This window comes from uncultured Azohydromonas sp. (assembly GCF_937926365.1).
Classification (GTDB): domain Bacteria; phylum Pseudomonadota; class Gammaproteobacteria; order Burkholderiales; family Burkholderiaceae_C; genus Azohydromonas.
Genome location: NZ_CALAOH010000175.1, coordinates 1 through 19,823 on the forward strand (window position 1 = coordinate 1; position 19,823 = coordinate 19,823).

At 66.3% G+C, this 19,823-nt stretch carries 20 protein-coding genes; 7 read left to right on the forward strand and 13 right to left on the reverse strand.

The window, feature by feature from the left end; genetic code table 11:
* Positions 1-298 (reverse strand): SIS domain-containing protein (locus tag Q0741_RS18520; RefSeq protein WP_298234667.1); only part of this gene is annotated, 298 nt, incomplete at its 3' end.
* A 102-nt stretch (positions 299-400) separates the two neighbouring features.
* The gene (locus Q0741_RS18525; protein WP_298234668.1) at positions 401-778 is read right to left on the reverse strand and encodes a YraN family protein; all 378 of its coding nucleotides are present in this window, start codon (positions 776-778) and stop codon (positions 401-403) included.
* On the opposite strand from Q0741_RS18525, the gene rsmI reads away from it, so the two are divergent.
* On the forward strand, positions 771-1,685 hold the full coding sequence (gene rsmI, locus Q0741_RS18530; protein ID WP_298234669.1) for a 16S rRNA (cytidine(1402)-2'-O)-methyltransferase: 915 nt from the start codon (positions 771-773) through the stop codon (positions 1,683-1,685). The two genes, Q0741_RS18525 and rsmI, sit on opposite strands and share 8 nt — an antisense overlap.
* Positions 1,686-1,794: 109 nt before the next feature.
* On the opposite strand, the gene Q0741_RS18535 is transcribed toward rsmI, so the two are convergent.
* Positions 1,795-2,400, reverse strand: coding sequence for a hypothetical protein (locus Q0741_RS18535; protein ID WP_298234670.1), 606 nt, complete (start codon positions 2,398-2,400; stop codon positions 1,795-1,797).
* 127 nt (positions 2,401-2,527) lie between these two features.
* Here Q0741_RS18535 and tldD point away from each other — a divergent pair, with 127 nt between their 5' ends.
* Both tldD and Q0741_RS18545 read left to right on the forward strand, forming a co-directional pair.
* Positions 2,528-3,991 carry a metalloprotease TldD gene (tldD, locus tag Q0741_RS18540; protein WP_298234671.1) on the forward strand — a complete coding sequence of 488 codons (1,464 nt, stop codon included), beginning with the start codon at positions 2,528-2,530 and terminating at the stop codon, positions 3,989-3,991.
* A gap of 292 nt (positions 3,992-4,283) precedes the next feature.
* Positions 4,284-5,411: a 3-deoxy-7-phosphoheptulonate synthase gene (locus Q0741_RS18545; protein WP_298234672.1), complete on the forward strand. Its 1,128-nt coding sequence runs from the start codon at positions 4,284-4,286 to the stop codon at positions 5,409-5,411.
* Positions 5,412-5,540: 129 nt separating this feature from the next.
* Here Q0741_RS18545 and Q0741_RS18550 read toward each other — a convergent pair whose 3' ends face one another.
* Positions 5,541-6,110 (reverse strand): cob(I)yrinic acid a,c-diamide adenosyltransferase, encoded by a 570-nt coding sequence (locus Q0741_RS18550; protein WP_298234673.1) that lies wholly within the window; start codon positions 6,108-6,110, stop codon positions 5,541-5,543.
* A 107-nt stretch (positions 6,111-6,217) separates the two neighbouring features.
* Here Q0741_RS18550 and Q0741_RS18555 point away from each other — a divergent pair, with 107 nt between their 5' ends.
* Positions 6,218-6,613: a VOC family protein gene (locus Q0741_RS18555; protein ID WP_298234674.1), complete on the forward strand. Its 396-nt coding sequence runs from the start codon at positions 6,218-6,220 to the stop codon at positions 6,611-6,613.
* A 78-nt stretch (positions 6,614-6,691) separates the two neighbouring features.
* Here Q0741_RS18555 and Q0741_RS18560 read toward each other — a convergent pair whose 3' ends face one another.
* From Q0741_RS18560 to Q0741_RS18575, 4 genes are all read right to left on the reverse strand, one after another.
* The gene (locus Q0741_RS18560) at positions 6,692-6,979 is read right to left on the reverse strand and encodes a hypothetical protein (protein WP_298234675.1); all 288 of its coding nucleotides are present in this window, start codon (positions 6,977-6,979) and stop codon (positions 6,692-6,694) included.
* 315 nt (positions 6,980-7,294) lie between these two features.
* Positions 7,295-8,857, reverse strand: a complete 1,563-nt coding sequence (locus Q0741_RS18565) for a SpoVR family protein (protein WP_298234676.1) — start codon at positions 8,855-8,857, stop codon at positions 7,295-7,297.
* Positions 8,854-10,143, reverse strand: coding sequence for a YeaH/YhbH family protein (locus tag Q0741_RS18570; protein ID WP_298234677.1), 1,290 nt, complete (start codon positions 10,141-10,143; stop codon positions 8,854-8,856). Before Q0741_RS18570 ends, Q0741_RS18565 begins: the two co-directional genes overlap by 4 nt.
* Positions 10,144-10,174: 31 nt before the next feature.
* A complete protein-coding gene (locus Q0741_RS18575) occupies positions 10,175-12,097 on the reverse strand; it encodes a PrkA family serine protein kinase (protein ID WP_298234678.1) in 1,923 nt (640 codons plus the stop codon).
* A gap of 505 nt (positions 12,098-12,602) precedes the next feature.
* Between Q0741_RS18575 and otsB the strand changes: the two genes are divergently transcribed.
* Positions 12,603-13,352 carry a trehalose-phosphatase gene (gene otsB / locus Q0741_RS18580; RefSeq protein ID WP_298234679.1) on the forward strand — a complete coding sequence of 250 codons (750 nt, stop codon included), beginning with the start codon at positions 12,603-12,605 and terminating at the stop codon, positions 13,350-13,352.
* A 346-nt stretch (positions 13,353-13,698) separates the two neighbouring features.
* Positions 13,699-15,081, forward strand: a complete 1,383-nt coding sequence (gene otsA / locus Q0741_RS18585) for an alpha,alpha-trehalose-phosphate synthase (UDP-forming) (protein WP_298234680.1) — start codon at positions 13,699-13,701, stop codon at positions 15,079-15,081.
* 86 nt (positions 15,082-15,167) lie between these two features.
* Here the strand turns inward: otsA and Q0741_RS18590 are convergent, their stop codons facing one another.
* On the reverse strand, positions 15,168-16,049 hold the full coding sequence (locus tag Q0741_RS18590; protein ID WP_298234681.1) for a ParB/RepB/Spo0J family partition protein: 882 nt from the start codon (positions 16,047-16,049) through the stop codon (positions 15,168-15,170).
* The gene (locus Q0741_RS18595; protein ID WP_298234682.1) at positions 16,043-16,612 is read right to left on the reverse strand and encodes an alpha/beta hydrolase; all 570 of its coding nucleotides are present in this window, start codon (positions 16,610-16,612) and stop codon (positions 16,043-16,045) included. Before Q0741_RS18595 ends, Q0741_RS18590 begins: the two co-directional genes overlap by 7 nt.
* Before the next feature lie 47 nt (positions 16,613-16,659).
* Between Q0741_RS18595 and argC the strand changes: the two genes are divergently transcribed.
* Positions 16,660-17,601, forward strand: a complete 942-nt coding sequence (gene argC, locus Q0741_RS18600; RefSeq protein ID WP_298234683.1) for an N-acetyl-gamma-glutamyl-phosphate reductase — start codon at positions 16,660-16,662, stop codon at positions 17,599-17,601.
* Positions 17,602-17,689: 88 nt separating this feature from the next.
* On the opposite strand, the gene Q0741_RS18605 is transcribed toward argC, so the two are convergent.
* The 3 genes from Q0741_RS18605 to rsmG form a co-directional block, all read right to left on the reverse strand.
* Positions 17,690-18,460, reverse strand: coding sequence for a ParA family protein (locus Q0741_RS18605; RefSeq protein WP_298234684.1), 771 nt, complete (start codon positions 18,458-18,460; stop codon positions 17,690-17,692).
* A 38-nt stretch (positions 18,461-18,498) separates the two neighbouring features.
* On the reverse strand, positions 18,499-19,107 hold the full coding sequence (locus Q0741_RS18610) for a LysE family transporter (RefSeq protein WP_298234700.1): 609 nt from the start codon (positions 19,105-19,107) through the stop codon (positions 18,499-18,501).
* Between the two features lie 66 nt (positions 19,108-19,173).
* Positions 19,174-19,821 carry a 16S rRNA (guanine(527)-N(7))-methyltransferase RsmG gene (gene rsmG, locus Q0741_RS18615; protein WP_298234685.1) on the reverse strand — a complete coding sequence of 216 codons (648 nt, stop codon included), beginning with the start codon at positions 19,819-19,821 and terminating at the stop codon, positions 19,174-19,176.
* Positions 19,822-19,823: the final 2 nt, after the last annotated feature.

Sequence of the window (19,823 nt, forward strand, 5' to 3'; positions counted from 1 at the left end):
TCTGCCGCGCCTGCGCCGGCTCGTCGCCCGGAGGCAGGCTCAGCAGGCCCGCGTCGCCCAGCGCCAGCGCCGCCAGCCCCGGGCGCTCGCGCTCGAAGCGGCCGACGAACTGCGCCGCGAAGGCTTGCGCCAAGCCCAGCCAGGGCCCCTGCCCCACCAGCAGCACCTTGCCGCCGCCGGTGATGCTGCTCACCACCACCTGCGCCGCGTCGGCAATGGGCCGCGCCAGGGTTTCGGCAACCTGGTAGAGCAGGTCGGCACTTTCGAAGAAATGTTGTTGGATGCGCTGGTCAAGCATGGGCGGGGATGATAGCGACGCGCTGTGAATGCCCTGTTTCGGGGCCGGCGGGCCGACATGCGGACCGCGACCCGGTGCCCGCCGCGCAAGCAGCGGAGGTTGTCAATCCATGTCGAAGGCGCCGCGCAGCCAGGTGACTTGGCCGCCCTCGATGGCCACCACGTCGAAGCGGCAGGGCGGCAGCACCGGCCAGCGCAGCAGGAAATGCTCGGCGGCCCGGCGCAGCCGGCGCCGCTTGGCCGCACCGATGCTGGCCGCCGCGCCGCCGCAGGCATTGCTGCGCCGCGCGCGCACCTCGACGAAGACCAACGTGCCGTCGCGCTCGCGCAGGATCAGATCGATCTCGCCGCCGTGGGCGCCTGGTCCCTGCGCCAGCCGATAATTCCGGCTCACCAGCCGCAGGCCGTGATGCTGCAGATGCGCCAGCGCCAACGCCTCGGCTTCCTCTCCCCGCTGCCTGGTCGTCCCCGCCTTGAACATCGCTTCCTTGCTCCAGCAGGCGGCGGCCGCTGCCGCCGGTGCGCAGCAGTATCCCGCCGCTTCCCTCTACGTGGTGGCCACGCCGATAGGCAACTTGGCCGACCTGACGCTGCGCGCGGTGCACGTGCTCGGCCGCGTCGATGCCGTGGCCTGCGAGGACACGCGCGTCAGCACCGCGCTGCTGCGCCACCTGGGGCTGGACAAGCCGCTGCTGGCGGTGCACGAGCACAACGAGGCCAGCGCGGCGCAGGGCGTGATCGAGCGGCTGGCGCAGGGCCAGCGCGTGGCCTATGTCAGCGACGCGGGTACGCCCGCCGTCTCCGACCCCGGCGCGGTGCTGGTGGCCGCGGTGCGCGCCGCGGGCTACCGCGTGCTGCCCATCCCCGGCTGCAGCAGCGCGGTGACCGCGCTCAGCGCGGCCGGCGATGCCCGCACCAGCGGTTTTACTTTCGTCGGCTTCCTGCCGGCCAAGGGCTCGGAGCGCAAGGCGGCACTGCAGGCGCTGGCGGCGCAAGCGCAGGCGCAGGTGCTGTTCGAGGCGCCGCACCGTGTGCAGACGCTGGCCGCCGAGCTCGCGCAGGCGATGCCGCAGCGGCTGCTGAGCTGCTGCCGTGAGCTGACCAAACAGTTCGAGAGCATTCACACGCTGCCGGCAGCCGACTTCCCGGCCTGGCTGGCGGCAGACGCGCAGCGGCTGCGCGGCGAGTTCGTGCTGGTGCTGCATGCCACGCCGGCCGAGGCGGCCACCGAAGAGCCTGATGCGCTGCCGGCGGAAGCCGAGCGCGCGCTGCGTACGCTGCTGGCCGAGCTGCCGCTGAAGCAGGCGGTGTCGCTGGCGGCCACGCTCAGCGGCGCGCCGCGCAACGCGCTGTACCAGCGCGCGTTGGCGCTCAAGGCCGAGGGCTGAGCCTGTAGACGCCCGGCGCGGGCCGGGCGTGCTGCACCGGGGACTGAAGCAGTCGGTGATGCCGACGGCTTCAACGGTGCGCGAACCACCCTGCTCCACCAGCGCTCCTTCAGCGGGCGTGCTGCGGGTCGTGCTTCTGATGCCGAATGTCGGCGCTGGCGCGCTGCTGCAGGCGGTTGAGGCGTTCGCGCTCGGCGCCGCTGAGATGGCCATCGGAGCGCGCGCGCGCCTCGACGGCCTGAATGCGGGACTGCGTCTGTACCAACCGCGCGGCTTCGCGGGCGTCGATCTGGCCGCTGGTGATGCCCTGGCGGATGCGGGCGTCCTGCTCGGACTGTCGGCGGTCCACCGCGGCGCTGGACGTCGGCGGCGCGGCGGGCACCATCCGGGTGCTGGCCGTGGGCGCATCGTGCTTCTGCTGCCAGATGTCGCGGTTGGCCTGGTCCTGCATGCGGTGCAGGCGCTCGCGCTCGGCACCGCTGAGCTGACCATCGGCACGCGCACGCGCCTCGGCAGCATCGATGCGGCCCTGCTGGCGCTCCAGCCGGTAGGCCTCGCGGGCGCTGATGTCACCGTTGGCAATGCCCTGCTGGATGCGCTGGCTCTGGTACGCCTGGCGCTGGTCAATGGCGCTGGGCGCGGCCGGCTGCGCAAAGGCGCTGAGGCAGGCCAGCGCCAGCGTGGCGCCGATCAGGGCATTCGGAAACTGCTGCATGCTGTGGTCCTTGGCGTGGGAACATCTCCACGACTTTTCAACGGTGTTCGGACCACCCAGATGACGGGGCAGATGTGGCCTTGAGTAACAAGGTGGTTCGGCCTAACCCAAGGCGTCGCCTCTACCCATGATCTCCCGCGAACCCACCATCGAACGCCTGGCCCAGGCGCAGTCGCTGCTGCTCGATCCCTATGGCCTGAGCGAGACGACGCTGACGCAGGCGCTGCGCCTGATCAGCGAGCACCGCATCGACGATGCGGACCTGTACTTCCAGACCACGCGCCACGAGGGGTGGAGCCTGGAGGAGGGCATTGTCAAAAGCGGCAGCTTCAGCATCGACCAGGGCGTGGGCGTGCGGGCGGTGGCGGGCGAGAAGACGGCCTTCGCCTACTCCGACGACATCTCCGAAGCCGCGTTGCTGGACGCCGCGCGCACCGTGCGCAGCATCGCCGCCGCGGGCCAGAGCCGGCGCGTGAAGGTGCCCTCCGCCGGCACGGTCGCCGGCAGCCGCGCCCTCTACGCCCCCACCGACCCGATCGGCACCCTGGACAGCGCGCAGAAGGTGGCGCTGCTGGAAAAGGTGGAGCAGCGTGCCCGCGCGCGCGACCCGCGCATCGTGCAGGTCATGGCGGGCTTGGCGGCTGAGCACGACGTGGTGATGGTGGCGCGCGCCGACGGCACGCGGGCTGCGGACGTGCGGCCGCTGGTGCGGCTGAGCGTGACCGTGATCGCCGAGTCCAACGGCCGACGCGAAATCGGCTCCGGCGGCGGCGGCGGACGATTCGGGCTGGGCTACTTCCAGGATGACGTCATCGACCGCTACGTGGACCAGGCTGTCAACGCCGCACTGACCAACCTGGAAGCCCGGCCCGCGCCCGCGGGCGAGATGACTGTGGTACTGGGCCCGGGTTGGCCCGGCATCCTGCTGCACGAGGCCATCGGCCACGGCCTGGAAGGCGACTTCAACCGCAAGGGCTCCAGCGCCTTTGCCGGGCGCGTCGGTCAGCGCGTGGCGGCCAAGGGCGTGACGGTGCTGGACGACGGCACGCTGCCCGACCGCCGCGGCTCGCTCAACGTGGACGACGAGGGCTGCGCCACGCAGCGCACGGTGCTGATCGAGGACGGCATCCTGCGCGGCTATATCCAGGACGCACTCAATGCACGGCTCATGAAGGTCAAACCCACCGGCAACGGCAGGCGCGAGAGTTACGCGCACCTGCCCATGCCGCGCATGACCAACACCTACATGCTCGCCGGCGACAAGCCCAAGGACGAGATCGTCGCGTCCATTAAGAAAGGCCTGTACGCCACGAACTTCGGCGGCGGGCAGGTGGACATCACCAGCGGCAAGTTCGTGTTCTCGGCCAGCGAGGCCTACTGGGTCGAGAACGGCAAGATCCTCTACCCGGTCAAGGGCGCCACGCTCATCGGCAACGGACCGGACGCGCTCACGCGCGTATCCATGATCGGCAACGACCTGCAACTCGACAGCGGCGTGGGCACCTGCGGCAAGGAAGGGCAAAGCGTGCCGGTCGGCGTAGGCCAGCCGACGCTGCGCATCGACGGCCTTACCGTGGGCGGCACGGCCTGACAGTGCAAGCCGGAGGTAGGTCAACGAAATGAACGATCCGGTACGTACCCGAAATGCGTTGACGCGTTCAGGGGGCCCCCCCCATGATTCGGGACTTATGCGCTCTGCACGATTTTTCTTTGGCTTTTACTGGTTCTCGCACCGCCCCGGCGGAGGAGAGGCCCGCGCATAAGCCGACAGCAGCGCAGCAGATCCTCAAGACCGCCGGGAGCCCCCCGGCGGTTTTTTTTCGCCCTCCCCTTCCTCCCACAGCCTTCGAACCCCGTTCGTTTTTCTCCAGGAGCTCAGCGTCATGACCGACCACCAGAAATCGCCCCCTGCCGTCGTCGAGGGCTGGCAGGCACCGCCGGACCGCACCAGCCAGACCGACGACGCCCGCATTGAGGACATCACGCCCTTGCCTCCGCCCGAACACCTCATCCGCTTCTTCCCAATCCGCAACACGCCCGTGGAGGCGCTGGTGACGCAGACGCGCCAGCGCATCAGCCAGATCTTGCACGGTCAGGACGACCGGCTGCTCGTGATCATGGGCCCCTGCTCCATTCACGACCCACAGGCTGCGCTGGAGTACGCGCGTCGCCTGGTGGAGCAGCGCCGCCGCTACGCCGACACGCTGGAAGTCGTGATGCGTGTGTACTTCGAGAAGCCGCGCACCACGGTGGGCTGGAAGGGCCTGATCAACGACCCGTACCTGGACGAGAGCTTCCGCATCGACGAGGGTCTGCGCTTCGCGCGGCAGCTGCTGGTGGAGATCAATCGCCTGGGGCTGCCGGCGGCCAGCGAGTTCCTGGATGTGATCTCACCGCAGTACATCGGCGACCTCATCACCTGGGGCGCCATCGGCGCGCGCACCACCGAGAGTCAGGTGCACCGCGAACTGGCCTCGGGCATCTCGGCGCCCATCGGCTTCAAGAACGGCACCGACGGCAACATCAAGATCGCCATTGACGCCATCCAGGCCGCCTCGCGTCCGCACCACTTTCTGTCCGTGCACAAGAACGGTCAGGTCGCCACGGTGCAGACCAAAGGCAACCCAGACTGCCACGTCATCCTGCGCGGCGGCAAGACGCCCAACTACGACGCCGACCATGTGGCCGCAGCCTGCCGCGATCTGCAGGCCGCCGGTCTGGACACCTCGCTGATGGTGGACTTCAGCCACGCCAACAGCAGCAAGAAGCATGAGCGCCAAGTGGACGTGGCTCGTGACGTAGCGGCGCAGATCCGCGGCGGCAGCCGCTCCATCTTCGGCGTGATGGTGGAAAGCCATCTGCAGCCCGGCGCCCAGAAGTTCACGGCGGGCAAGGACGACCCCAGCAAGCTGGTTTACGGCCAGAGCATCACCGACGCCTGCATCGGCTGGGATGACTCGCTGACAGTGCTGGAAGAGCTCAGCGCGGCGGTGAAGGCACGCCGCGGTTGAGACTGAAGCCGTTTCGGGGCGTTCGCCCCGAACGCATCGCCGGCGCCACACGGGCCTGACGAATGAAGTCATGGCCCCTGCCGGGAGGTAGGGCTCCGCGGACTGGGGCCAAGCGATCCCGTTCCGGGCTCAGCCGCCCTTGAGGCGCTCGCTGTGCCAATACAGGTCGTCGCCGCCCAAACCGTCGAGGTTGGCGCGGTTAAGCACGCGTGCCAGCACGAACAGCAGGTCCGACAGTCGGTTGAGGTACTGGCGCGACTCGGCGCGCAGCGTCTCGTGCGCGCCCAGAGCCACTAGCGAGCGCTCGGCACGGCGCGCCACGGTGCGCGCCACATGCGCCAGCGCCGCGCTGCGGCTACCTCCGGGCAGGATGAATTCCTGCAGCCGCGGCAGCCGGGCGTTGTACTCGGCCAGTGCCTCGTCCAGCCGCAGCACGGCCTCAGCCTTGATCAGCTCGTAGCCGGGAATGGAGAGTTCGCCGCCAAGGTTGAACAGCTCGTGCTGGATCGTGATCAGCAGCTCGCGCACCTCGTCGGGCAGCGGTTCGCACAGCAACACGCCGAGGTGGGAGTTGAGCTCGTCCACCTCGCCCATGGCATGGACGCGCAGATGGTCCTTGGGCACGCGGCTGCCGTCTCCTAGGCCCGTGCTGCCGTCATCGCCAGTGCGGGTGGCGATCTGAGTGAGTCGATTTCCCATCGAAGGATGCTAGCAGCCGACAGCAGCCCTTCTGCCCGCCTTACAGTGGCGCGCCGTGGCCGGCGGCGTGACGCTGCTCAGCCGCGACCTATTCCTGAGGAACACCGATGCCCAAGATCATCCATTCCATGATCCGCGTGCTGGATCTGGACCAATCGCTGAAGTTTTACGATCAGGTGCTGGGCTTGCAGCGCTCGCACCAACTGGATTTCCCCGACTTCACGCTGGTGTATCTGCGCAACGCCGAGAACGACTTCGAGATTGAGCTCACGCTCAACAAGGGCCGCGAGGAGCCCTATACCCACGGCACGGGCTATGGCCACATCGCCGTGGTGGTGGATGACGTGGCCGCCGAGCATGCGCGGCTGCAGGGCCTGGGCTACGAGCCCGCCCCGATCAAGGAATTCAAGCGCGGCGAGGAACTGCTGGCCCGCTTCTTCTTCATCCAGGACCCCGACGGCTACAAGATCGAGGTGCTGGAACGTCATGGCCATTACCGCTGAAGCGGCCGACCAAAGGGGTGGCACCCAAGGCGTGCCACCGGCTGGGCCGCTCAGCAGCCCAGGTACAGCGATTGCTATTTAGCTGAGGAGTGTGATGAGCGCTTGATACACGCCCAGCAGCGCCGCGCCGAAGCCCACGTTGAGGGCTAAGTGCGGCAGGCCGCGCCCGACATGGATGCCCAGACGCACGCAAACGCAACCCCAGAAAATGATCAGCAGCGTGGCCCCGGCGTTGATCGGCTCGAACACACCACCGGTGGCACGCAGCGCAGCGACATAGAGCAGCCACAGGCCCGAGGCCATGACAGCCGACGCGGTGACTTCGTTGAAGGAAGGTTTACGGAGTTGAACGCCCAGGATTTTCATGCGGGTACTGCGACGAATGGCCCTGCCGGAGGGCGGCGGGGAGATGCGGCAAATGAGGGCACAGCCACAACGCGCCGCACCCTAAGGCGTGGCGACATCGTTCGTGCAAGGATTTGACGGGAGAGCCCGAGACGGACTACGGCGGCTCCACCAGCCGTCATTGTTGGGGCTAGCACCCGGCAAGTGAAGCGCGGGGACTTTAATTTGCTCCCAACTGCCGTGAATTTCCGGGCATCTGCACGCTGTGCGGCACTTCTTGAAACGAAAACGCCGGGTGGCCACTGACCACCCGGCGTCGTCAAGGGTCGCTTTGGATCAAGGCGGCGGCGCCGGCACCGACCAGCGCTTGCGTACCTCACCACGGCTGTCCACGCTTTCCAGGTGCACGCCGAAGCCCCATAGCCGCGCCACGTGCCGCAGCACCTCCTGGGCGGTATCGGCCAGCGGCCGGTCTTGGTGCTGTACATGGCGCAGCGTCAGCGCGCGGTCGCCGCGCAGGTTGACGTTCCAGACCTGGATGTTGGGCTCGCGCGTGCCAAGGTCATACTGGCGCGACAGCGCCTCGCGTACCCGGCGGTAGCCCTGCTCATCGTGGATGGCGCTGACCTCGATCTCACTGTCCTTCTCGTCGTCGACGATGGCAAAGAGCCGGAAGTCCCGCATCAGCTTGGGCGAGAGGTACTGGCCGATGAAGCTCTCGTCCTTGAAGTTGCGCATCGCCTCGTCCAGCGTGGGCAGCCACGGTGCGCCGGCGATGTCGGGGAACCATTGCCGGTCTTCCTCCGTCGGGTCCTCGCAGATGCGCTTGAGGTCCGTGTACATCGCGAAGCCCAGCGCGTACGGGTTCAGGCCGCTGTAGGCCTTGTGCCCGACAGGCGGCTGGTAGATGACGTTGGTGTGCGACTTGAGCCACTCCATCATCACGCCGTCGGTGAGGTAGCCGTCGTCGTACATCTGGTTGAGCAGGCGGTGGTGCCAGAAGGTGGCCCAGCCCTCGTTCATCACCTGCGTCTGACGCTGCGGATAGAAGTACTGCGCCACCTTGCGCACGATGCGCACGATCTCGCGCTGCCAGGGCTCCAGCAGCGGCGCGTTCTTCTCGATGAAGTACAGCAGGTTCTCCTGCGGCTCATCCGGGAAGCGCCGCTGCGTATCGGCCGTTTCCTTGGTCTCGTCATGCCGCCGCGGCAGCGTGCGCCACAGGTCGTTGACCTGCTGCTGCGCGTAGTTCTCGCGGTCCTTGCGCTCGGCCAGTTCCTGCGCCAGCGTGCGCTTGCTGGGGCGGCGGTAGCGGTCCACGCCGTGGTTGGCCAGCGCATGGCAGGAGTCCAGGAAGGCCTCCACCGTGTCCAGGCCGTGGCGCTCCTCGCATTCGGCCACGTAGTTCTTGGCGTAGACCAGGTAGTCGATGATCGACGACGCGTCGGTCCACATGCGGAACAGGTAGTTGCCCTTGAAGAAGCTGTTGTGGCCGTAGGCGGCATGCGCGATCACCAGCGCCTGCATCGCCATCGTGTTTTCCTCCATCAGGTAGCTGATGCAGGGGTTCGAGTTGATGACGATCTCGTAGGCCAGGCCCATGAAGCCGCGCCGGTAGTTCTTCTCGGTGGAGATGAACTCCTTGCCGTAGCTCCAGTGGCGGTAGTTCACCGGCATGCCCACGGATGCGTAGGCATCCATCATCTGTTCGGCGGTGATGATCTCCAACTGGTTGGGGTAGGTGTCGAGCCCGAAGCGCTCGGCCGTGGAGCGGATCACGTCGTGATACTGCTGGATCAGCTCGAAGGTCCAGTCGCTGGGTCCGGGCAGCGGCTCGCGCGGCCGTGCCGAGAGCGCCAGCGGCTCGCGCAGCGGGTTCCTGATGACGACGGCATTCATGCGGCCACCGCTCCTTCCTTCTTGAAGAGATCGCGGAACACGGGATAGATCTGCGATGCCTCAGTGGCCTTGCGCATGGCGAAGTGCGGGTGCGAGGCCAGCAACTGGGTGTACTCCTCCCACAGGTTCTGCTCTTCCTCGGCCACCTGCACGTAGGCGTAGTAGCGACACATCGGCAGGATCTTGTCGGCCAGCAGCTCGCGGCAGCGGCCACTGTCATGGTGCCAGTTGTCGCCGTCGCTGGCCTGCGCGCCGTAGATGTTCCAGTCACCGCCGGCGTAGCGCTGGCGCACGATCTCCTCCATCAGCACCAGAGCGCTGGAAACCACAGTGCCACCGGTCTCCGTGGCGTGGAAGAAGTTCTGCTCATCCACCTCCTGCGCCTGCGTGTGGTGGCGGATGAAGACGAGCTCGATCTTTTCGTAGTGCCGGGTGAGGAACAGGTAGAGCAAGATGAAGAAGCGCTTGGCCAGGTCCTTGCGCGCCTCGTCCATCGAGCCCGATACATCCATCAGGCAGAACATCACGGCCTTGGACGAGGGCACGGGCACACGGACACGGTTGCGAAAGCGCAGGTCGATCGGATCCAGGTACGGAATGCGCGCCAGGCGTCCGCGCAGGGCCTCGATCTGCTCCTGCAGCTCCGCGATTTCGCGCTCGGCCAATGCCGGCGTAGGCTGTGGATGCGCCTGCAACCGCTCTAGCCGCTCCTCCAGCTCGCGCAGCTCTCGCCGCTTGTCCGAGCCCAGCGCGATGCGTCGGCCCAAGGCCCCGCGCATCGAGCGCAGCACGTGCAGGTTGTTGGGCGTGCCGTCGGCGGTAAAACCTGCGCGCTGGCTCTTCCACTCGGGCACCTCGGCGATCTGGGTGCGCACCAAGTGCGGGAGCGCCAGGTCCTCGAAGAAGACCTGCATGAACTCCTCCTTGGACAGGGTGAAGACGAAATCGTCCTCGCCCTGGCCGGAGTCGCTGGCTTGGCCGCTACCGCTGCTACCCCCGCCACCGCCCTTGGGACGCTGGATGCGGTCGCCGCGCACGTACTCCTGGTTGCCCGGGTGCACGACCTCGCGCACGCCACCCTGGCCGTGGTGGAACACCGGCTCGGAGATGTCCTTCTTCGGGATCGAGATCTCCTCGCCGCGCTCGATGTCGCGGATGCCGCGTCCGTCCACCGCGCGCTTAACCGCCTCGCGGATCTGCTCGCGGTAGCGGCGCAGGAAACGCTCGCGGTTGCCAATGGACTTGTTCTTCCCCGCGAGCCTGCGATCGATGATCTGTTGAAGCATGACGTCTCCCGTCGGTGCGTGGGGCTCGGGTTCAGCTGCTCTTGCGCACGCGCAGATACCACTCGCACAGCAACCGCACCTGCTTGGGCGTGTAGCCCTTCTGCACCATGCGCGTGACGAAGTCCTCGTGCTTCTTGGCCTCGTCGGCGCTGGCCTTGGCATTGAAGCTGATGACCGGTAACAACTCCTCGGTGTTGCTGAACATCTTCTTCTCGATCACGGTGCGCAGCTTCTCGTAGCTGGTCCACACCGGGTTCTTGCCCTGATTGTTGGCGCGCGCGCGCAACACGAAGTTGACGATCTCGTTGCGGAAGTCCTTGGGATTGGCGATGCCCGCGGGCTTTTCGATCTTCTCCAACTCTGCGTTGAGCGAGGCGCGATCGAACACCTCACCGGTGTCGGTGTCGCGGTACTCGTGGTCCTGGATCCAGTAGTCGGCGTAGGTGACGTAGCGGTCAAAAATGTTCTGTCCGTACTCGCTGTAGCTTTCCAGGTAGGCGGTCTGGATCTCCTTGCCAATGAACTCCGCGTAGCGCGGCGCCAGTTGTTCCTTGATGAAGCCGATGTACTTCTGCTCCAGCTCGGCCGGGAATTGCTCGCGCTCGATCTGCTGCTCCAGCACGTACATCAGGTGCACCGGGTTGGCTGCCACCTCGGTGGAATCGAAGTTGAAGACCTTGGAGATGATCTTGAAGGCGAAGCGCGTGCTGACGCCGCTCATGCCTTCGTCCACGCCAGCGTAGTCGCGGTACTCTTGGTAGCTCTTGGCACGCGGGTCGGTGTCCTTGAGGTTCTCGCCGTCGTAGACCTGCATCTTGCTGAAGAGACTGGAGTTCTCCGGCTCCTTCAGCCGCGTGAGCACCGCGAACTGGCTCATCATCTTGAGCGTGCCCGGTGCGCAGGTAGCATTGGCCAGTGAGGAGTTGCGGATGAGCTTCTCGTAGATCTTGACCTCCTCGCTCACACGCAGGCAGTACGGCACCTTGACGATGTAGATGCGATCTAGGAAGGCCTCGTTGTTCTTGTTGTTGCGGAACGCCTTCCACTCGCTCTCGTTGCTGTGCGCCAGCACCACACCGTCAAAAGGAATCGCGCCGAAGCCCTCGGTGCCCTTGAAGTTGCCTTCCTGCGTGGCCGTGAGCAGCGGGTGCAGCACCTTGATGGGCGCCTTGAACATCTCCACGAATTCCAGCAGCCCCTGGTTGGCCAGGCACAGGCCGCCGGAGTAGCTGTAGGCGTCGGGGTCGTCCTGGGCATAGGTCTCGAGCTTGCGGATGTCAACCTTGCCCACCAGCGAGCTGATGTCCTGGTTGTTCTCGTCGCCGGGCTCGGTCTTGGCGATGCCGATTTGCTTGAGGATCGACGGGTGGCGCTTGACGACGCGGAACTTACGGATGTCGCCGCCGTACTCCTCCAACCGCTTGACGGCCCATGGCGAAAGCACGCGGTTGAGGTAGCGGCGCGGAATGCCGTATTCCTTTTCTAGGATCGCGCCATCCTCCACCGCATCGAACAGGCCCAGCGGGCTCTCGTTCACCGGCGAGCCCTTGATCGCGTAGAAGGGCACCTCCTGCATGAGCTGCTTCAGGCGCTCGGCAATGGAGCTCTTACCGCCGCCGACCGGACCCAGCAGATAGAGGATCTGCTTCTTCTCCTCCAACCCCTGCGCGGCATGGCGGAAGTACGAGACCACCTGCTCGATCGAGTCCTCCATGCCGTAGAACTCGGCAAAGGCGGGATAAATCTTGATGACCTTGTTGGCGAAGATACGCGACAGGCGCGGGTCGTTGCGCGTGTCAATCATCTGTGGGTCCCCGATGGCCTTGAGCATGCGCTCGGCCGCGGTGGCATAGGCCAACGGGTTGCGCTTGCACTCCGCGAGGTATTCCTCCAGCGAGAGTTCTTCCTCGCGGGTGCGTTCGTAACGGGCGGCGAAGCTGCTGATCACGTCCATGGGACCTCCTTGAATGGAAGACGCACACAGGCGGTAGCCGGCCGCCAGAGCGTCTGGGAAGTTCTGATGAAGTCCCGGCTGTACGGGCCCGGGCGCCATCAGAGCTTTCCGGTCTTCAGCGTGTGGCTTGCGTGATCGTCCCTCCAAGGGAGCCAAAGTCAGCGCGATTCACCAGGCGAGTCTTTCAACAACGCCTGCCTCACCCTCAGCAAGGACCGTGCCCCATTTGGTCCTTGCATTCAGTGCCGGTCCAGCGTGCCCACATGAAGCATTTCAACGATGCTGCCTTGATATGGGCTGACACGCACACCAAGCAACCATCGCGTTACATCCGAACCCGCACCCCGGTTCATTCGTTCACATTTCGAGGCATCCAGTTCTGAGGGCTTTCCCGCATTCCGGGCTGGCTTTTTCTTCCTGCCAACGCTACCGGCTGGCTTATAGCCCCTGTGCCTTCGTTGCATTGTTTGACGGTGCACCAGGCGTCGCTGGCTACGCTGTTTCTATGTCTACCCCGCCGCTGCTTACACCTGGAAGTGCCGTATTCCTGGATTTCGACGGCACGCTGGCTGAGATCGCTCCGCATCCGCAGGCCGTGACAGTGCCTGCCAGCTTGCCCACCCATCTGGCTGCACTGGCCAGCGCGCTGGAGGGCGCCCTGGCCATCGTTACAGGCCGGCCGATCGCCGAGATCGACCGTTTTCTGGCCCCCTTGCAACTGCCTGCCGCAGGCGTACACGGCGCCGAGCGGCGCGACGCCCAGGGCAACTGGCAGCGCCTGCCCACGCCGGCGCTGGACACGGTACTGGACCCGCTGCAAGCCTTGTGCGCCGCTCATCCCGGACTGCTGCTGGAGCGCAAATCCGTTGCCGTGGCCTTGCACTACCGCTTGGCGCCGGCACTGGAGGCTGAATGCCTGGCGGCCATGACTCTCGCCCTGGAACAACTGCCGAACATGGCGCTGATGCGCGGCAAGCAGGTACTCGAGCTCAAGCCGCGTGCCGCAGGCAAGGACGCCGCCGTGCACGCCTTCCTGGCCGAAGCGCCGTTCCGCAACCGGCGACCCTGGTTTTTTGGCGATGACGTGACCGACGAAGTGGCATTCGAGGCCGTGCAGGCCCGGGGAGGCGTCGCCGTCAAGGTGGGCGAAGGGGCCACCCGGGCCCACCACCGGGTGCAGGGCCCAGCGGCGCTGCGGCATTGGATGCAGACATCCCTACAGGCCTTCAGAGCTCCGCCTCGACCGCTGGTCTAATTCCCCGATCCAAGGGAACATGGATTCCGCCGCACCAGGCCAGCTGCGCATGCCCCTTGCTGCGAATGGCCCGTTATTGCAACCAGCCCGGGTCCACCGCACCACTTTGGTGACAATTTGCCCACGGACAGTGCCTGTGGCGGTAACTGTCAAAAGGCGGCCCGTAACGGTCCGGACTTTAGGACGGCATCCATAGCGGCCGACCTGCGCTTGCCGGGCCGGCGCCTTTCAAGGCACGCGCCCTGCCCTGCGCGCCTGACAGGCCCGCCATGCCCGTCCAGGGTACGGTGGAGGATCTTTCATGCAGCGGTGCGCCTGGAGCGCACCTGGGGACAGGTGATTCGAGATGCCGCGACTGGTCGTCGTTTCCAACCGTGTGGCCGATCCACGCAAGACCGCCGCCGGCGGCCTCGCGGTGGCGCTGGGCGAAGCGCTCAATGCCACCGGCGGACTGTGGTTCGGCTGGAGCGGCAACATCGTCGAACGAAGCGAGAGCGGGGCGCAGGGCGAGACCCAACTCCATATACAGCGGGCCGGCGACGTCACGCTGGCCACCGTGGATCTCAGCCGCGAAGACCACGACGCCTACTACCTCGGCTATTCCAACGGCGTGCTGTGGCCGGTGTTCCATTACCGCCTGGACTTGGCGGACTTCGACGCCGGCTACATCGGCGGCTACCGACGCGTGAACCGCATGTTCGCGCAGCAGTTGCTACCCTTGCTGCGGCCGGACGACGTGATCTGGGTCCACGACTACCATCTCATCCCGCTAGCCGAGGAACTGCGCACCTTGGGCTGCCGCCAGCGTATCGGCTTCTTCTTGCACATCCCGGTGCCGCCGCCACTGATCATGGCGGCCATCCCGGCGCACGAGTGGCTCATCCGCGCCCTCTTCGCCTACGACCTACTCGGGCTGCAGAGCCAGACCGACCTCAACCATTTCGCCCGCTACGTCTATACCGAGGCCCAGGCCGAGCAGGTGGCCGACGGCCGCTTCAATGCCTTTGGACGCCAGTTGCAGGTCCAGGCTTTCCCGATCGGCATCGACGTGGACGAGTTCGCCGCGCTGGCAGAGGGCCGCGAAGCCCAGGAGACACTGGCCACGATGCGCGAGCAGTACGCCAAGCGCCGCCTGCTGGTGGGCGTGGACCGGCTCGACTACTCCAAGGGCCTGCCGCAACGCCTGCGCGCCATGCGCAGCCTGCTGCAGCGCTATCCGGGCAACTGCAACAGTGCCACACTGATCCAGATCGCCTCGCCTTCGCGCGAGACGGTGGGCGCCTACAACGACCTGCGGCGCCAGCTCGAAGGCCTGTGCGGCTCCATCAACGGCAACTTCGGTGAACTCGACTGGATGCCCATCCGCTACATCCACCGCACGGTGGCGCGCAAGCGGCTGCCCGGCCTCTACCGCGCCAGCCGCGTGGCACTGGTGACGCCGCTGCGCGACGGCATGAACCTGGTGGCCAAGGAGTTCATCGCCGCGCAGGACCCGGCCGATCCAGGCGTGCTGGTGCTGTCACGCTTCGCCGGCGCCGCGGAGCAGTTGCGCGACGCGCTGCTGGTCAATCCCTACGACAGCGACGGCACGGCCGACGCCATCCAGCATGCGCTGCACATGCCGCTGGAGGAGCGTCAGGCGCGCCATGAGCGGCTACTGGCCAACATCCGCGAGTTCGACGTGCACTGGTGGCAGCGCAGCTTCCTGGAAGCGCTGCGGCAGTCGTAGCGCCCACCGCCCCCAAACAATAAATCCCGTGCCGCGGCGGAGGCACGGGATTTATTCAGCATGCTGACGAATCTGCAGCCTACCCTCTACGCTTCCTTCACGCCCAGCTTGTCCAGCAGCCCGTTGAGCTCGTCGAGCGAGCTGAAGGCAATGGCGATCTCGCCTTTCTCCCCATTCATCGTCTTGCGGCGAATGCGAATTTCCACTGCGGCGGTGAGCGCGTCGGCCAGCAGTTCCTCGATGCGCTGCAAGTCGCGCGACTTGTCCTGTGGCGCCTGCGGACCCGGCTTGGACTTAGCCGGTGCCGCTTGGCGGGCCACCAGCTTTTCTGCTTCGCGCACCGACAGCTTGCGCGCCACGATTTCGTTGGCATGCAGGATCTGTTGCGCCGGCTCCACCGCCAGCAGCGCGCGCGCATGCCCCATGTCCAGATCGCCCGCCATCAGCATCTGCTGCACCTGCGGGCACAGGTTGAGCAGGCGCAGCAGGTTGCTGGCAGCACTGCGCGAGCGACCAACGGCACGTGCGGCCTGTTCATGCGTGAGATTGAACTCCGTGACCAGGCGCTGCAGCCCCTGGGCTTCTTCCAGCGGGTTCAGGTCCTCGCGCTGGATGTTCTCGATCAGCGCCATCACGGCCGCCGACTCGTCGGGCACCTCGCGCACCAGCACCGGCACCTCTTCCAGCCCGGCGATCCGGGCCGCACGGCTGCGGCGTTCGCCGGCGATGATCTCGTAGCGCCCCTCCTCCGCGGGCCGCACCAGGATCGGTTGCATCACACCCTGGCTCTTGATGCTTTCGGCCAGCTCGTAAAGCGAGCCTTCGTCCATGCGCGTTCGCGGCTGATAACGGCCGGGCAGCAGCAGATCCAGCTTCAACGCCGTTGGCGGCGCCTCGGGCGCCTCCACGCGCGGCCCGAGCAGCGCTTCCAGGCCCAGACCGAGGCCCTTGGGTTTCTTCGTCACCATGGCGCGATTGTCGGTGATAGCCCCCCTGCCACTGCCACCCGGCGCAACAGTTCGAGACCTTGTGCCCAGTCGCCTAGACCCGATTCGGCATTGATGTGGCCGGCATCCCCCAGCATCACCAACTCGGCGCCCCAGTCCGCCGCCATGCCCGCGGCCCGCGCAGGGGTGCAGAAAGGGTCGTCGCCGCTCACCACGGCGAGCGCCGCGAAAGGCAGGCGTCGGCGCACCATGGGGCGCCAGGAATAGAGATTGGGGGGCATGTCCGCACGTTCCACGTCAGGCGGCGCCACCAGCAACGCACCGACCACACGCTGCGCGTGCTGCGAATGGGCTGCCCAGGCCGCCGCCAGTTGGCATCCGAGGCTGTGTGCTGCCAATAGCAGCGGGCCGTGCGCCTGGAGAACCGTCTCCTCCAGTTGCGCCATCCAGTCGCCGCGACGCGGCCACAGCCAATCGTCCTGCTGCACACGCGTGAAGCCGTGGCGCTGCTCCCAGCGGCTTTGCCAATGATCGGGACCGGAATCCTGCCAGCCGGGCAGGAGCAGCACTTGCAAGTCATCCATGGGGCTTGGCTTATCCTTTTACGTTTGCTCGAAGTGGAGAGGCAAAGATGAAACATACCGTGTTCGTGGACGGGCAGGAGGGCACCACCGGCCTGCGCATCCATGAGTACTTGGCGCAGCGCAACGATGTCGAGCTGTTGCGCATCGACCCGGACAAGCGCAAGGACCCCGCTGAGCGTGCCAGGCTGCTCGACGCCGCCGAAGTCTCCTTCCTGTGCCTGCCCGATGCAGCCTCGCGCGAGGCCGCCGCGCTGGTGCGCAATCCCAACGCCTGCCTGATCGACGCCAGCACCGCGCACCGCACCGCGCCAGGCTGGGTGTTCGGCCTGCCGGAACTGGCCAAGGGACAGCGCGAGTTGATCCGCCAGTCCAAGCGCATCTCCAACCCAGGCTGCCACTCCACGGCCTTCATCCTGCTGCTGCGCCCGCTGATCGATGCGGGCCTCGTGGCACCGACGCTGCCGCTGTCGGCCACCTCGCTCACCGGCTACTCGGGTGGCGGCAAGAGCATGATCGCGGACTACGAAGGCAGCGGGAATCCCAAGCTGGCCTCGCCCCGGCCCTACGGCCTGACGCTGGCCCACAAGCACATTCCCGAGATGACCGCGCACACTGGCCTGCAGGTGGCGCCGGTGTTCATGCCGGTGGTGGGCCCGTTCCTGAAGGGACTGGCGGTGAGCGTGCCGCTGCACTTCTCACAGCTTGCCTCCGGCGCCGATGCGCAGCGCCTGCATGCGGCCTACGAGGCACATTACGCCGGCGAGCGCTTCATCAAGGTGCTGCCGCTGGGCGACGCCGCCAACCTGGACGGCGGCTTCTTCGACGTGCAAGCCTGCAATGACACCAACCGCGTGGACATCGGCGTGTTCGCCAACGACAAACAGGCCATCGTCATGGCCCGTCTGGACAACCTGGGCAAGGGAGCCAGCGGCGCTGCCGTGCAGTCGATGAACATCCATCTCGGCCTGGATGAAGGCCTGGGCCTCTGAAGCCTGCCCCCACACCACACAAGCCAGCCGCCTTCGGGCGGCTTTTTGATGCCTGCTTCGTGCCGGCTCGCCCGGCCGGCATCGCCTCTCAACGCTTGGCGCAGCGCTTGACCAGCTCCTCGGCAAACTCGACGTAGGCCTGCGCCCCCTTGGCTGACGGATCGAACACCACGCCCGGCAAGCCGTAGCTGGGTGCCTCCGCCAAGCGCACGTTGCGTGGGATGACGGTATCGAACACCTTGTCACCGAAGTGCTGCTTGAGTTGCTCGCTCACCTGCTGCTGCAGCGTCATGCGCGGGTCGTACATCACGCGCAGCAGCCCAATGATCTGCAGCCGCGGGTTCAGGCTGGCATGGATCTGCTTGATGGTGTTCACCAGATCCGTCAGTCCCTCCAGCGCGAAGTATTCGCACTGCATCGGCACCACCACGCCATGCGCCGCGCACATGCCGTTGAGCGTGAGCAGGCTCAGTGAAGGCGGACAATCGACCAGCACGAAGTCATAGTCTTGATCATAGGCCGCCAGCGCTGCGCGCAGGCGGTCCTGCCGCCGCTCCACGCCCACCAGTTCCACCTCCGCGCCGGACAGCTCACGGTTCGCACCCAGCACGTCATAGCCGGCCTTGTCAGCTTTCACACAAGCATCGGCAACCGTGACCGTCTCCAGCAGCACCTCGTAAACGCTGTGCTCGAGCGTGCGCTTGTCCACGCCGGAACCCATGGTGGCATTGCCCTGCGGGTCCAGGTCCACCACCAGCACCCGTTGCCCGATACGCGCCAGACCGGCGGCGAGGTTGACGGCGGTGGTGGTCTTGCCTACACCACCCTTCTGGTTGGCGATACAAAAGATCTTGGCCATGTTCGGGATTTGTCGTAATGGTGAAGCGGACGGCGTTTTCAGCGCACCAGCCGCAAACCGAAGCCCAGCAGTGCCAGGCCAGCCAAGCGCTGCAGGGTGCGTGCCAGACGCCGGTGTGCCCGCACGTACGCCGCCACGGCATCGGCACCCGCGCATAACGCCAGGCACCATACGGCGGTGATCGCCGCGATCAGCAGCGCCATGAATGCAAAGGTCCATACGCCCTGCTGGCGCGCCGGATCGATGAACAGCGGGAAGAAGGCCATGTAGAACACGATGGCCTTGGGATTGGACAAGGTGATGAAGAAGCCCTGGCGCAGATAGCGCCCAGGCGAAACGCGTACCGGCAAGCCGCCCTCCTTGTCACGCGCCAGCAGCATCTTCAGCCCCAGCCATGCCAGGTAGCCGGCGCCGGCCAACTGCAGCGCCTTGAACAGTGCCGGATGGGCCGCCAGCATGGCCGCCACGCCCGCCACCGCCAACCACAGCAACACTTGGTCACCAATGATCAACCCCAGCGTCGCGGCCGCGCCGGCCCTGATACCGCCTTGCCCCGTGCTGCTCAGCAACATGAAAGTCCCTGGCCCAGGCAACGCCAGGAACAGGATCACGGCGGCGCAAAAGGCGCCCACATCGATGCCAAGCATGAATCCCTCCAGAGGTTCAACGCCGCCCGGCATGCACTTCCAGGCGCTCGCGAGGATTGTCCGGCTTCAACGCTGCAACCGCATCCACACCAGACAGCGCTCGGCGTCCAAGCCCGGGACAGCCAGACGTTCCACGTGAAACGCTTCCACGTCCGTGGGCAAGGTGGCGATTTCCTCCTCCGGCCGCTTGCCCTTCATCGCCATCCACAGCCCCTCGGGGGCGAGCCGCTCTCGGGTCAGCGCCACGAAGTCAGCCAGCGTCGCGAAAGCCCGGCTGGTGATCAGCTCGTAGCGACCAGGAAGCTGCTCCACCCGTGCATGCTCCGCACGCAGGTTGCGCAGTCCCAGCTCTGCCCCCACCTGCCGGATGAAAGCAGCCTTCTTGCCCACCGTGTCCACGCAGCTCACCTGCAACCCCGGACACAGCACGGCGATCAGCACGCCCGGCAACCCGCCCCCGCTGCCCACGTCCAGCAGCCGCAGCCCGTCGCAGCCAGCCAGCACGCGCTGCAAAGGCGGAAGGGCGGCCAGGCAATCCGCCAAGTGATGCGTGAATATCTGTGCCGGGTCGCGTAGAGCCGTCAGGTTGTAGGTCTTGTTCCAGCGCTGCAGCAGCGCGAGGTAGTCCTGCAATTGCCGCAACTGGCGCTCATCGGGCGCCAAACCCAGTTGTTGGGCCAGCGCCGCGATCGGCTGGGCATCGGAAACGTCCATGG